This window comes from Foetidibacter luteolus, from assembly GCF_009650435.1.
In the GTDB taxonomy this organism is placed as follows: Bacteria; Bacteroidota; Bacteroidia; order Chitinophagales; family Chitinophagaceae; genus Foetidibacter; species Foetidibacter luteolus.
In genome coordinates this window covers 1-13,055 of sequence record NZ_VVIP01000031.1, presented here as the reverse complement: position 1 = coordinate 13,055, position 13,055 = coordinate 1, and the positions used below count along the sequence as shown (strand labels likewise).

Below are 13,055 nucleotides of genomic sequence, written 5' to 3'. Positions count from 1 at the left end.
TGCGTTAGGGAAACAACATTTAAAATATCAACTGAATTGTATGAGCGCTTATTTCAAAACCGGCATTCGCAACCTGATTAAAAGAAAAGAGTACTCTCTGTTGAATATTGCGGGCCTCTCAATTGGTATTATCTGTTGCCTGCTTATATTTCATTATGTGTCTTACGAGAGAAGTTTTGAAAACTTTAACCCCAATGCTTCACAAATAGTGCGTGTACGGTTAGATGCATACCAGAAAGGAAAGTTGTCCTGGCAATCGGCCACAAGCTACCCGGCCATAGCGCCTACCCTCAAAAAAGATTTCCCGGAAGTAGAAGACTACTGCCGCCTGATGGATGCAGAAGGCCTTTTAGCCAATGAAGAACGCAATATAAAGTTCAATGAAACAAAAGGTTATTTCGCTGATTCCTCAGCCATCGGCATGCTGAATGTTTCGTTTGTAAAGGGCAATCCTGTTACCGCACTGAATGCGCCGTATAAAATGATTGTTTCCGAATCAATGGCAAAAAAATATTTTGGTTCGGCAAACGCTGTTGGCAAAACGCTGGTGTCTAAAGGAAATTCTGTACAGGTGTATGAAGTAAGCGGTGTGTTTAAAGACTACCCGGTAAACTCCCACCTGGTAATCAATTACCTTATTTCTTTCAGCACCCTAAGGCAGGAGCTTGTAAAGCAGGGTGATAAAGATAACTCGGCACAAACAAGTTGGGGCTGGTATGATTTCTATTCATACATAAAATTAAAACCCGGTACAGATGTAAAAACTTTCGAGGCTAAACTGCCGGCATTTTCGGATAAGTACATGAATAATGATCCTGCTTACAAAAATGCGGGCATGCGCAACGAGCTTTACCTTATCCCGGAGAAAGACATCCATCTGTATTCCAACTACAACCAGGAAGCAGAGGTTAATGGTGATGGACAGTCTGTTTCCTTCCTGTACATGATTGCCTTTTTCATCATTGGTATTGCCTGGATAAACTATATTAACCTTGCTACGGCCCGCTCAATTGAAAGGGCCAAAGAAGTAGGAGTTAGAAAAGTAATGGGCGCCAGCCGCCACAGCCTGGTAATGCAGTTTATGAGTGAGAGTTTATTGCTTAATCTGGTTGCCCTGCTTATCGCCGCCCTGCTGGTATGGGCTTTGATGCCTGCTTTTCACAATCTTACCGGTATTGAAATTAAGCGCAGTTTTATATTGCCTGGCAGTTACTGGATGGTCTTTTTAGTTATGTTCCTGGCAGGTACTGTTTTATCAGGTATTTACCCCGCCCTGGTATTATCTGCCTTTAAGCCAATCGTTGTGCTAAAGGGTATGTTTAAGAATTCCGGCAAGGGCGTATTCCTGCGCAAGGGTTTAATTGTGGGGCAGTTTGCCACATCGGTAATCTTAATTGCGGGAACAATCATTGTGTACAGGCAGGTTAATTTTATGCGTAGCCAGAAGTTAGGTGTAAATATCAATCAAACGTTGGTAATGGATGGCGCCGGCAGCGTGATTGATTCTTTGTATAGCGGCGCATACCAGTCTTTTAAAAACCAACTGCTTAAAATGCCGGTTGTTAAAACTGTTACCGCTTCCTCCAGTGTAATGGGGCGTGAAATTTACTGGACCAACGGGGCAAGAAAGCTGGAAGATGCCAAAGGAGAGCGTGTTACCTTATATAACATGGGTATTGATTATGATTTTATACCTGCTTATGAATTAAGCATTAAGGCCGGCCGCAATTTTTCTAAAGATTTTCCTGCTGATCGAAAGTCTATCCTGCTTAACGAAAGGGCCATAGAAGTATTAGGGTTTAAAAGCGCTGAAGAGGCTGTAAACAAAAAGATATTAAGCGGCGGCGATACAGCTTTCATTGCCGGGGTAGTGGCCAACTATCACCACCAGGGTTTGCAAAGGCCCATAGATCCCATGGTCTTCCGGTTAACCCCGGGGGTGCGTAGTGCTTATGCCATCAAAATGCAGTCTGGTAATATGCAGTCAGCCGTGGCATCCATACAACGTACCTGGAACAAGTATTTTCCTGCCGATCCATTTAACTATTATTTTCTTGATGAACTATACGATAAACAATACAAATCCAGCGAACAGTTTGGAAAAGTATTTGGTTTGTTTGCATTCCTGGCCATACTTATTGCATGCTTTGGTTTACTCGGCTTATCGGCCTATAATGTATTGCAGCGTACCAAAGAAATAGGCATTCGCAAGGTCTTAGGAGCTTCGGTATCTAACCTGTTGTATTTGTTATCTAAAGAGTTTCTGTTGCTGGTGGCCATATCGTTTATTATGGCAGTTCCGTTAACCTGGCTGGCCATGAATAACTGGCTGCAGGATTTTGCTTACCGCATCCACATACAGTGGTGGATATTTCTTATAGCAGGCATTATTGCCTTGCTGATAGCCATGTTAACGGTAAGCATACAATCCATTAAGGCGGCAATGGCCAACCCGGTAAAATCATTACGTAATGAGTAGGGTTGTGAGAGTATAGAAAAGCATGCTATTAACCCGGCGACAGTAGTACTATTGAGCATCGTTGCGTCGCACTACGTTCATCGTCCGGTTCATTGGGCAGCTTTTCAGACCCGGGTAGGATAGTAACTTGTGCATGTAAATATCTCCAGGGAATGAAGTAAAATGTATCCGCCATTGACCATTTAAAATACAATGTCGTTTGATTAAGGATGTCAGCCTGAGCTTGTCGAAGGCGTATCGTGAAACGAAAAGTACATATAACGGTTTCGATAATGCTTCGATAAACTCAGCATGACTATGCTTAACCTGGCATGTATTCCTTAACTAATTGCATTCAAAATACACCATTCACTAAAAACATAACCCGTGTTAAAGAACCATTTTCTTGCCGCATGGCGCAACCTGACAAAGAACAAAGCATTTTCGGCTATTAATATAGCGGGCCTGGCCATTGGCATGGCTGCCTGCCTGCTTATTATGCAGTATGTAAGCTTTGAACTAAGCTATGACCGGTTTAACAAAAACGTGGCCGACCTGTACCGCGTTACCAACGACAGGTACCAAAACGGCAAGCTGGTGCAGCATGGCACTATTACTTATTCGGCCATTGGCAAAGCCATGAAGAACGATTATGCCGAAGTGCTGGAAAACACAAGGGTTGAGCCCTTTAGCGAACTGGTGGTTAGTTACAATGATAAGAAAATAGGCGACCAGAAAGCGCTGGCGGTTGACAACAGTTTCCTGCGTATGTTCTCTTACCCTTTTACCACCGGCGATGCCAATACCGGCCTGGTTAACCCCAACTCTGTTATTCTAACAGAAACACTGGCACGTAAGATGTTTGATATAAGCAACGATAATTTCAATGCTGTTGTGGGCAAGGCTGTGGTAATATTGCGGGATTCGTTGCCGTATAAGATAACTGCTGTCTGCAAAGATGCGCCGGAAAATTCCCATCTGCAGTTTGACATGCTGGTATCTTACAATACTTTATACAGCGGCAATGGGCAATGGAAAGAAGCTGATTACGATTTTACTGACTCTGATTTCTGGCATTACATACAACTAAAATCTGGCACAGATTACAAAGCACTGGAAGCTAAACTGGATGCGTTCAGCCAAAAGTATTTCCAGGGTGCAAAAGTATCTGGCAGTGTAGAGAAATTCTACCTGCAGCCACTTGCCAAAGCGCACCTGCATTCAGATTACGAGTACGAAATTGGTAAAACCGGTAATGCTACGGTAGTATGGGGCTTATTGGTAATCGCCGTACTTATCATCCTGATTGCCTGGGTTAATTATATCAACCTTTCTACCGCAAAGTCAATGGACAGGGCTAAGGAAGTGGGTGTGCGTAAAGTGGCCGGCGCCACCAGGCAGCAATTGATAAGGCAATTTTTAACAGAGTCGCTGGTTATTAATATCATGGCTTTGGTTATTGCACTGGGCCTGGTGCTTTTGGTGCAGGATGGTTTCAATAACCTGGTAGGTCACAAGCTTTCCATAGCCAGTGTATTGGGCAAAGGCGTCAGCGTTTACGGGGTTGGTGTTGTAGTAGCAGCGCTGCTGGTGGTGGGCATATTAGGCTCCGGGTTTTACCCCGCTTTTGTATTGTCTGCTTTTAAGCCTATGATGGTCTTAAAGGGCCGCTTCAGCACTTCCGGTAAAGGCATACTCTTAAGAAAGGTTTTAGTTACCGGCCAGTTTGCTGTAACGGTAATACTGATTATCGGCTCAATAGTTGTTTACCGGCAGGTAAGGTTTTTAAGCAGTCAAAGCCTTGGCTTTAACCTGTCGCAGGTACTGGTGGTAAAGCCGCCAATATTAACCCGGTGGGATTCCAGCTTTATTGATAAAGAAAACAGTTTTAAAAACGAACTGAAGCAAATACCCCATGTGTACGGCGCATCCGTTATCGGCAGAACAGCCGGTACTGAGCTGGCAAGGGCTTTTGATGTAAGGCGTACGGATAAGAACACAGAAAGCAAAGTATCTATGCGGCGCAGCAGTGTAGATGCTGATTTCATCCATGTATTTGATGTAAAGTTGCTGGCCGGCAGAAACTTTACAGCCAGTGATTACAGCCCCGATTACAATAAGCTGCACAATGTAATGCTGAATGAATCTGCGGTTAAACTGTTGGGCTTTGCTTCCAGTGAGGAAGCTGTAACCAAAAAGATAAAACTCTTTGGCCGGGAGTGGGATATTGTGGGCGTGGTTAACGATTTTCACCAGAAATCATTACGCTACCCGGTTGAGCCGGTTATACTGCAACCCAGCTATGGTACGGATAACCCCATTTGTGTAAAGGTGGATGCAAAAGATATTTCAGCCACCGTTAACGCCATCAAAACAAAATACGCATCTTTCTTCCCCGGCAATTTTTTCGATTATTACTTTCTTGACGAAAAGTTTAACCGCCAATACAGCGATGACCAGTTGTTCGGTAAAATATTTGGCATTTTTGCCGGGTTTGCCATCTTTATAGCCTGCCTTGGTCTGCTGGGGCTTTCACTGTTTGCAACGGCGCAACGCACCAAAGAGATTGGGGTACGTAAGGTATTGGGTGCTTCGGTATCCAATATTGTGTTGCTCCTGTCCAAAGATTTCGTTAAGCTGGTGCTGGTTGCCTTTGTAATAGCTTCGCCTTTTGCTTGGCTTTTGATGCGCCGCTGGCTACAGGATTTTGCTTACCGTATTAACCTAAGCTGGTGGTTTTTTGCTCTGGCAGGTGTAACCGCGGTTGTTGTGGCGCTGGCCACTATCAGCTTCCAGGCGGTTAAGGCCGCATTAAGAAATCCTGTAAAGAGTTTGAAAACTGAATAGTACTTATTGCAGCGTTTTCTCCGCCAACAGGAAAAGGTGCGGGCTACGATGTAAGTGCAAAAAACATTCAACTTCACACAATCAAACTTCGCCCCATTAGAAATACACGTCTTCTATTAAAAAATACTCTACGGGTTTTTCATAGTACATGCTGATGGCCAGCATATCAAACTGAACATATTTCCAGTGGGGGTACAGGTACAAATATTGCTCCGCCGCGTTGCGCAGGTTTTGCATTTTCTTTTTGCCAATGCTTTCTTCCGGCTTGCCAAACTTGTCGGATGTGCGTGTTTTAATTTCTATAAAGTGCAGCCTGTTTTCTTTGGAGGCAATAATGTCTACCTCCCAGTGGCTGTATCGCCAGTTAGTTTCCTTTATGGTGTAACCGGATTGTTGCAGCCAGGCAGCGGCCATTTGTTCGCCCTTGTTGCCTGTGGCCTTATTATTGTGCATTGTGATGTATATTGCCTGCCTTAAAATAAAGAATAATGAGCTTTTTACAAGATAAAATTTTTCCGCTAAAAGGTAAGGTGCAGCATTATGCATGGGGGGGCTTTCAGTTTATACCCGCATGGCTGGGTATTGATAACAGCGAAGAGAAAAAGCCTTACGCCGAATACTGGATGGGGGCGCATGCTTCTGCTTCATCAAACATTGTTACACCCAACGGAGACCTTTCTTTAAACCAACTGGTAACAGATTACCCGCAGGAATTTATTGGTGAAAAAGTACAGCAGCAGTTTGGCGAACTGCCCTACCTGTTTAAAATTCTGGACGTAAAAGACATGCTTAGCATACAGGTGCACCCTACCAAAGCCGAAGCAGAAAAGGGGTTTGCCGCTGAAGAGGCCGCCGGCGTAGCCATTGGCGCTGCCAACCGCAATTACAAGGATAAAAACCATAAACCCGAAGTAATGGTGGCACTGAGCGAATTTTGGTTGCTGCACGGCTTTAAACAAAAAGATGAGCTGTTGCTGGTGCTGAAAACTATTCCGGAATTCGCTGGCCTTGATGAGTTGTTTTTGGAGAAAGGTTACAAGGGCTTGTACCAGTATGTAATGGAACTGCCGCAGCAACAGGTAAACGAACTGCTGGCGCCGCTCGTGGCGAGGGAGCTGGAACGAAAAGAGGCTGATGGCCTGTCTAAAGACCAGCCTGGCTGGTGGGTAGGCAAACTTTTTGAAGGCGGTGCAAAACCGGTTGACCTTGACCGGGGCATTTTCTCTATCTATTTTTTCAATATTGTAAAGGCTGAACCCGGCGAAGCTGTGTTCCAGGGTGCTGGCATACCGCATGCTTACCTGGAAGGCCAGAACGTAGAGCTGATGGCCAACAGCGATAATGTGCTGCGTGGCGGCCTTACACCCAAGCATGTGGACGTGCCGGAACTGCTGAAGCATACGTGGTTTGAAGGCATAAAACCCAACATCATGGCCGGCGAGGAACAAACAAACGGGGAAAGGGTGTACAACTGCCCGGTGCCGGATTTTGGTATCAGTAAAATTGAACTTGGTGCGGCCCAGACTTATCATGCCACTGCTTCATCGCTGGAGATTATCGTGGTGATAAAAGGTGACATGGAAATTAAGGGTGGCAACACTGTTCAGGTGCAAAAAGGGCAGGCAGTAGCTGTCTTAAAAGATGAAGCCTATACTATATCCGCTAACGCCGGCGTATTGGCCTATAAAGCTTTTGTTCCATAATAATTTCCACTTACATTTGTTACAAGAATTCTTCAATTAATGAAAATTACAAAGTCTGTTGTTCTCGCATTGGTTTTATTAGTGTTGGTTGCTGCCTTGTACAGGGTATTTCCCGGCAGGCCCCTTGGTTTTGCCCCGCAGTACGCCATGGCTATTTTTGGTGGCGCCGTTTTTATCAAAAACAAAAAATGGGCGTTTGTATTGCCGGTACTTTCTATGTTCCTTAGCGATTTGTTGTACCAGGCATTGTACAATGCCGGCCTTTCCAGCATGCAGGGTTTTTACGAAGGCCAGTGGCAGAACTACCTTATGTTCGCAGTGTTAACCACTATCGGTTTCCTGGTAAGGAAAATAAACGTGCCCAATGTGCTGGCGGCTTCTTTGGCAGCGCCTACTGTTTACTTTATTCTGTCAAATTTTGTGGTATGGGCAGGCTGGCAGGGCACCCGCGGTTTAAACAGGCCCAAAACCTTCAACGGGCTAATGATGGCTTACAGCGATGCATTGCCATTTTACCCCGGCAGCTTATACGGAACATTATTTTTCTCAACAATATTGTTTGGTGGATTTTATCTTATCAAAAATTACTGGTTCACAAAAGACCATCAGCTTGCTTAAGATAAAAACTCTGTGAAACACACAAACTCTGTGAAGCAACAAATCCCGGGCATCGCCCCGGGATTTTTTTTACAAATTTCGTTAGATAGCTAACATCTTAAATTCTCTTGATACCAGCTACATAGTTTCATGGCATCGCCTGTTGCGTCGCAATCCTTTCATCGGTTGGTTTTTCATGGCATCTGTTCAGGCCCGGATAGATATGTTTCCGCCAATACTGGTGCCAGAAACAAAGCTGCTTATCCCAACAACTGCACATCAGCAATACCGGTTGCGGTATTCAATACCAGTATGCCTTCGCTATGGCCATCCAGTTGGGCGGCCAAACTGCCGTTGCTAAGCCATGCGGATGATTTTCCGCCGCAGTCAAAGTCGTCGCAACGGCCTGTGCAATTGCTCATTAATACGGGCACTGCATATTGCTTGGCCGTGCCTGCCAAAGTGCTTAATGCTTTTTCTACACCCGTTACAGATTTTGCTACGCTGGTAATATAAACGGCGGGGTGGTTTTCAAAAGCTTTTTCGGTATGCGCCGCAACAGAAAGCTCGTAGCAAATAGCAAAGGCGATGGTTTGCCCATTTACCGTAATGCCCCCTTGCGGCGGGGCTGCAGCAAAGTAGGGCAATTCATCCGGGTGAAGGTATTGTTTGCAGTAAGTAGTGCGTTGCTGTTGTGGCTGAAAGATAACCATGCCAATTAATACACCGTTGCCGCTTTGCAATGGCATGCCGGCGCAGATAACCATATTGTTCTCATCGCTAAGCTGTTGAAAAACCTGCAGCCTGCTGTCAAATGGCGAAATGGCCAGTTCTTTGGCTAAAGTGGGTTCATAGCCGGTAACCGACAATTCGGGAAAAACAATAATAGCTGCACCCCGGCCCGCAGCAAGCCGTATTAATTGCACATGGGCCTTTATGTTTTTCTCTATATTACCTTTAACAGGGTTGGTTTGTGCTACACATACTTTCATAACTGGTGTTAAGTTTAATGTTCAATATTGGCTTAGGCAGAATAAACGTAAGGTGTTACTACGTAACGGAGGAACATTTTGGTTTCATCCCCGCTGATACAAGCACAAAGCGTTCCTCTGGAACGCAGGCTAACACCCTGTAATGTTCTACCCACAAATTGTTCCGTAGGAACACCTGTTGCATAATGCGCTTGTTCTGCCTGGTCCTATGTTCAATATTGGTTGATGCCGTGGTTAAAACTTATCTGCTAGGCTAATCAGCAAAATCAGTAAAGAATCCCGGTTAAGACTTACTGCCCGGGTCTGAAAAGATGCCATAAAAACCGAACGATGAAAGGATTGCGACGCAACGAAGTCCCCATGAAATACTATCGCCGGTAGCCAAATCGTGGATAGTGAATGGTGAATCGTGAATGGTCAACTTTTTTCCACCGTGCATCACACATCTAACATCTTACATAAAAAAGTTACTTCGTAACCCATACTTAAACACAGGGCTCATTTCTCCAGCAGCATATTTACCGTGGTGCCGCCACCTTCTTTGCTTTCCAGCCAAAAGGGCGCCTCCATCCTGTCCATCATTTCTTTGGTTATCTTAAGGCCGAGGCCGGCCCCTTTTTCGCTATGCGTGCCGGTTGTTGAGTTAACCTGGCTGGTAAAAAGCCGGCTTAGCTGTGTGGCGGACAGCCCCATGCCTTTGTCTGTTACCTGCACCAATACTTTGCCGTCCCGCTCTTTGGCCGTAATATGAATAAGGCCATAGGGCAAGGAAAATTTTACCGCGTTGCTAATGGCATTGCGCAGGGCCAGTCGCAGTATGTTTTCATCGGCGGTAACTTCTATGGTCTCTGGTATTTCTTCGCAAAAGCTAATGTGCTTGCGGCCGGCGATGGATTGAAACAGGTGCGTATTTTCTTCTACTATATACTTAAGCCCTATTTTCTTTTTGTGCAGTACAATGCCTTCCATCTGGCTTTTGGCCCAGTTAAGCATATTATCCAGCAACTCGTTGTTGTGTACCAGGTCATCTTCCAGCAGGTCTGCCATTTGGCGGAACTGTTCAAAAGTAACTTCTCCTCTTTTTGTAAGCTTGAGCATGTGCAGCGTATTGCTCATGGGAGACCGCAAGTCGTGGGCCAGTATGGAAAATAACTGGTTTTTTACATGGTTGGATTGTTCCAGTTCTTTATTTATCTGTTCGGTGCGTTGCGTGGTTTCTGCCAGGCGGCGGTTCATTTTTTGTTTCTGGTAATACATAGCCAGCGTTACCGCAAGTGCCAGGAAAAGAAATACGCCTGCCACCGTAAAAAGAAGCTGCCGGTTATTGGCGTCAATATTTTGCTCCCGCAGCCGCTGGTTTTCTTTTTCCTTATTTACCAGTTCATACTCCATCAGCATCTGGTGTGCCTGCTGCTCCTGTTTGCGGCGGTTAACTTCTTCGCTCAGGTGCTGGTAGTTTTTAAGGTATTCGTAAGCCTGTGTATTTAAACCCAGGGCAGAGTCTGTTTTGGCCAGGTACAACAAGGCATTAAGTTGCAGTTCTACCGCATCGCTGGTTTTAAAGTACCGCATGGCGGCATCTAATAATTTACGGGCGCCGGCGTACTTTTTTTGCAGAAAACTGTTATTTGCCATAGCCATGTACACACGGTATTTGTCTTCTTCAAGGCCATTGCGTTCATATACGCTAAGCGATTGCTGCAAATGGGCAGCGGCCTGTTCCAGATTGCCTTCTGTCATATCAAGTTCGGCATACAGTTCGTTGGCTTCAGCAATTTGTATGGGCTCGCTCAAATCGCTGAAAATCAGGGTGGCGGTATCCAGCATCCGCCTTGCCTCAGCATCGCGGCCGGTAGCAATGTACAGCCTGCCAATATCCATATAACAGGTGGCTACCCTGTCTGGATCTTTGTATTTTTTAAACAAGTCAAGCGCCAGCCGGGTATAACGTTCTGCTTCGCCAAAGTTTCTCAGGCCTTTGTAAACAGCCGAAATAGAGTGATAGGCAAACATAGCCTGTTTATTATCCTTTTCCTGCTGGCTTATATCAAGGGCCATACGGCTAAATTTCAGGGCCTGGTCAAGCGATCCGGTTTCTGTATATAAATCCGCAATGCCGTCGTATATGTAAGACAACTGCTTTTGCAGTTTGTTTTTTTTAACCACATCCACGGCCTGGAAAAAAAGCTGCAGGGCAGAGTCGTAGTTGTTTTTCCAAACGTAGTTGCTGGCTTGCTGGCTAAGGGCTTCGGCATGCAGGCTTTTATAAGGCAAATCTTCCGCGATGGTAATTGACTGGCCTGCATAATAAATGGCGCGGTCAAGGTCTTCTACCTGCAAAAAATTAGAGAGTTTGGTAAGCTGGTAACTTTTAAGTGAATCGTTGTTTGTATTGTGTTCAATTTTTAAGAGAAGGGAATCTATCTGGCTGTTTTGGGCAAACAGCGGTACAACCTGTATAAGCAGTAAACACAGCGTAAACAGTGTAATTCTTTTCATATCAACTTTTTCAAAAGGGTAAGGGGGAACAAGCAGAGGCATGTCCATCAGGTACGGATAGTTGCACCCAGCGTTGCCATAATGCCGGCGCCCTTTTCGATAGAATTTTCGTCAATATCAAAATTAGGGGTATGTACATTATGAACAATACCTTTTCCTTCGTTTCGTACGCCCAGCCTGAAAAAACAGCCTGGAACCTGTTGCGTATAATAGCCAAAATCTTCGGCGCCCATACGCATTTCTGTTTCAGAAACATTTTCGCTGCCAATAAAATCCTCCGCTATTTTCCATGCGGCTGCGGTAAGTAATGGTTCGTTGTCAACCGTTGGATAGCCTACATCAATATGCAGGTCAATTTCAGCGCCGGTAGCTTCTGCCAGCCCGCTGGCCTGCCTGCGTATCAGCTCATGCGCTTTAAACCGCCAGGTTTCATCCATAGCCCTAAAAGTACCCATCAGCTTTACCTCGCTGGGTATAACATTGGTGGTATGGCCCCCGTTAATAGCGCAGATACTCAATACTGAAGGTTGCAGCGGGTTATTGTTCCTGCTTATTACCTGTTGCAGGCTAACAATCAGTTGCGAAGCCACCAGTATAGTGTCAACGGTAAGATGTGGTGCAGCCGCATGTCCTCCCTTACCTTTAATAGTTACGTAAATTTCATCGGCACTGGCCATTACCCTGCCGCTTCTAAAGCTAAGTTTCCCCACCTCCAGCGATGGGTTTACGTGCAAAGCCACAATACCCTGGGGTTTGGGGTTCTCCAGCACGCCTTCTTTTATCAGCAGGCTGGCGCCGCCGGGGTTGCGTTCTTCCCCGGGCTGAAAAATTAGTTTTACCGTGCCTTCCCATTCTTGCTTCAATTGCTGTAAAATTTTAGCCGCTCCCAGCAGGCAGGTAGTGTGCACATCGTGCCCGCAGGCATGCATAATGCCTGCGTTTTGCGATTTATAAGGCACTTCATTAGCCTCCGTAATAGGCAGGGCATCCATATCAGCACGCAGCGCTATAACGCGGCTGCCAGGGTTTTTCCCTTCAATAAGGCCTATAACGCCGGTTTCTGCCATTACAGTAAAGGGTATGTTCCATTCAGCCAGCTTGCTTTGCACAAAAGCCGATGTTTCAAATTCTTTATAGCTCAGTTCCGGGTGCGCATGCAGGTGATGGCGTATATCTGTAAGCTCGCCGGCAAAAGCCGACGCCAGTTGTTTAATTTTTTCTGTAATCATAAGAATAGTTAACGCTCAATTGTCGCTGGTGCTGTCGGCTTCGGGCGGCGTATACTCAATGCCATCTTCTATTACATAAATACCCTGCGGGTATAAAAGGCTCAATTCTTTTTTGTAACGTTCGGCTTCAGCACGTTCAGGAAAATTGCCAAACCTTATTTTAAAATAAGGAGACTGAAATATGGTATAGGTTTTATGATTTGGGTATTGCCTCAGCAGGTCGGCTTTCATTTTAAAAGCTTCTTCCCGGTTGCGGGTATTAAGCACCTGCAGGCGGTAGCCTTTGTACAGGCCGGAACTCGTCATGCGGGAAGTTATTTTGTTGATAGCGGCCTGTTTGGCGGTTAAAACATCCAGCCGCGGGTCTTTCTTTACGCTGATGGTATCCGTGGCAAGGGCCGCGGAGCTGAGTAAAACGCAGCAGATAATAAAGGCTGTAACTCTCATTCCGGTTAAATCATTTTGGGCAATATAGTTAAATATGCCGCTGTATGGTGCAAAGAAAACAATAAAAACGCCAGTGCGGCAATGATTGTTGCAGAGAAAATAAATATGGGGGTGTCCCCAAGCTGCGCAAGGGGTCGGGCTTTACGCTACTACTCCGGCACAAGGCTTTGCTGCCATGGCCTCACCGGGGTATCCGCTTCAATCCCTCACCCGAAAGCCGGTTGCCGGTTACAGGTAGCTGGTTACCGGTCTGTTGAAGTTTAAAAGGCTGATAATTTGTTTT

The 13,055-nt window shown here is 45.5% G+C and carries 9 protein-coding genes; 4 read left to right on the top strand and 5 right to left on the bottom strand.

The genetic code is table 11. The features are described 5' to 3' along the window. The first annotated feature begins 40 nt into the window (after positions 1-40). Together F0364_RS08560 and F0364_RS08555 are read left to right on the top strand one after the other, a co-directional pair. On the top strand, positions 41-2,479 hold the full coding sequence (locus F0364_RS08560; protein ID WP_153797360.1) for an ABC transporter permease: 2,439 nt from the start codon (positions 41-43) through the stop codon (positions 2,477-2,479). A 366-nt stretch (positions 2,480-2,845) separates the two neighbouring features. Beyond that, a complete protein-coding gene (locus F0364_RS08555; protein ID WP_153797359.1) occupies positions 2,846-5,305 on the top strand; it encodes an ABC transporter permease in 2,460 nt (819 codons plus the stop codon). Between the two features lie 96 nt (positions 5,306-5,401). Here the strand turns inward: F0364_RS08555 and F0364_RS08550 are convergent, their stop codons facing one another. Continuing rightward, a complete protein-coding gene (locus F0364_RS08550; protein ID WP_153797358.1) occupies positions 5,402-5,758 on the bottom strand; it encodes a YraN family protein in 357 nt (118 codons plus the stop codon). Positions 5,759-5,793: 35 nt separating this feature from the next. Between F0364_RS08550 and manA the strand changes: the two genes are divergently transcribed. Both manA and F0364_RS08540 read left to right on the top strand, forming a co-directional pair. Then, positions 5,794-7,008, top strand: coding sequence for a mannose-6-phosphate isomerase, class I (manA, locus tag F0364_RS08545; RefSeq protein ID WP_153797357.1), 1,215 nt, complete (start codon positions 5,794-5,796; stop codon positions 7,006-7,008). A gap of 39 nt (positions 7,009-7,047) precedes the next feature. Continuing rightward, positions 7,048-7,626 (top strand): DUF6580 family putative transport protein, encoded by a 579-nt coding sequence (locus F0364_RS08540; protein WP_153797356.1) that lies wholly within the window; start codon positions 7,048-7,050, stop codon positions 7,624-7,626. Between the two features lie 239 nt (positions 7,627-7,865). Here the strand turns inward: F0364_RS08540 and F0364_RS08535 are convergent, their stop codons facing one another. From F0364_RS08535 to F0364_RS08520, 4 genes are all read right to left on the bottom strand, one after another. Next, positions 7,866-8,597, bottom strand: a complete 732-nt coding sequence (locus F0364_RS08535) for a carbon-nitrogen hydrolase family protein (RefSeq protein WP_153797355.1) — start codon at positions 8,595-8,597, stop codon at positions 7,866-7,868. A gap of 498 nt (positions 8,598-9,095) precedes the next feature. After that, the gene (locus F0364_RS08530) at positions 9,096-11,096 is read right to left on the bottom strand and encodes a tetratricopeptide repeat-containing sensor histidine kinase (protein WP_207632576.1); all 2,001 of its coding nucleotides are present in this window, start codon (positions 11,094-11,096) and stop codon (positions 9,096-9,098) included. Between the two features lie 47 nt (positions 11,097-11,143). Next, positions 11,144-12,325, bottom strand: a complete 1,182-nt coding sequence (locus tag F0364_RS08525; RefSeq protein WP_153797353.1) for a M20 metallopeptidase family protein — start codon at positions 12,323-12,325, stop codon at positions 11,144-11,146. Between the two features lie 15 nt (positions 12,326-12,340). Continuing rightward, complete coding sequence (locus tag F0364_RS08520) at positions 12,341-12,772, bottom strand: SPOR domain-containing protein (RefSeq protein WP_153797352.1); 432 nt, start codon at positions 12,770-12,772, stop codon at positions 12,341-12,343. Positions 12,773-13,055 lie beyond the last annotated feature (283 nt).

Excerpts from the sequence above, each read along its gene's own strand:
- manA (WP_153797357.1), top strand. The coding sequence starts at position 5,794 with ATGAGCTTTTTACAAGATAAAATTTTTCCGCTAAAAGGTAAGGTGCAG.
- F0364_RS08540 (WP_153797356.1), top strand. The coding sequence starts at position 7,048 with ATGAAAATTACAAAGTCTGTTGTTCTCGCATTGGTTTTATTAGTGTTG.
- F0364_RS08560 (WP_153797360.1), top strand. The coding sequence starts at position 41 with ATGAGCGCTTATTTCAAAACCGGCATTCGCAACCTGATTAAAAGAAAA.
- F0364_RS08550 (WP_153797358.1), bottom strand. The coding sequence starts at position 5,758 with ATGCACAATAATAAGGCCACAGGCAACAAGGGCGAACAAATGGCCGCT.
- F0364_RS08535 (WP_153797355.1), bottom strand. The coding sequence starts at position 8,597 with ATGAAAGTATGTGTAGCACAAACCAACCCTGTTAAAGGTAATATAGAG.
- F0364_RS08530 (WP_207632576.1), bottom strand. The coding sequence starts at position 11,096 with ATGAAAAGAATTACACTGTTTACGCTGTGTTTACTGCTTATACAGGTT.
- F0364_RS08525 (WP_153797353.1), bottom strand. The coding sequence starts at position 12,325 with ATGATTACAGAAAAAATTAAACAACTGGCGTCGGCTTTTGCCGGCGAG.
- F0364_RS08520 (WP_153797352.1), bottom strand. The coding sequence starts at position 12,772 with ATGAGAGTTACAGCCTTTATTATCTGCTGCGTTTTACTCAGCTCCGCG.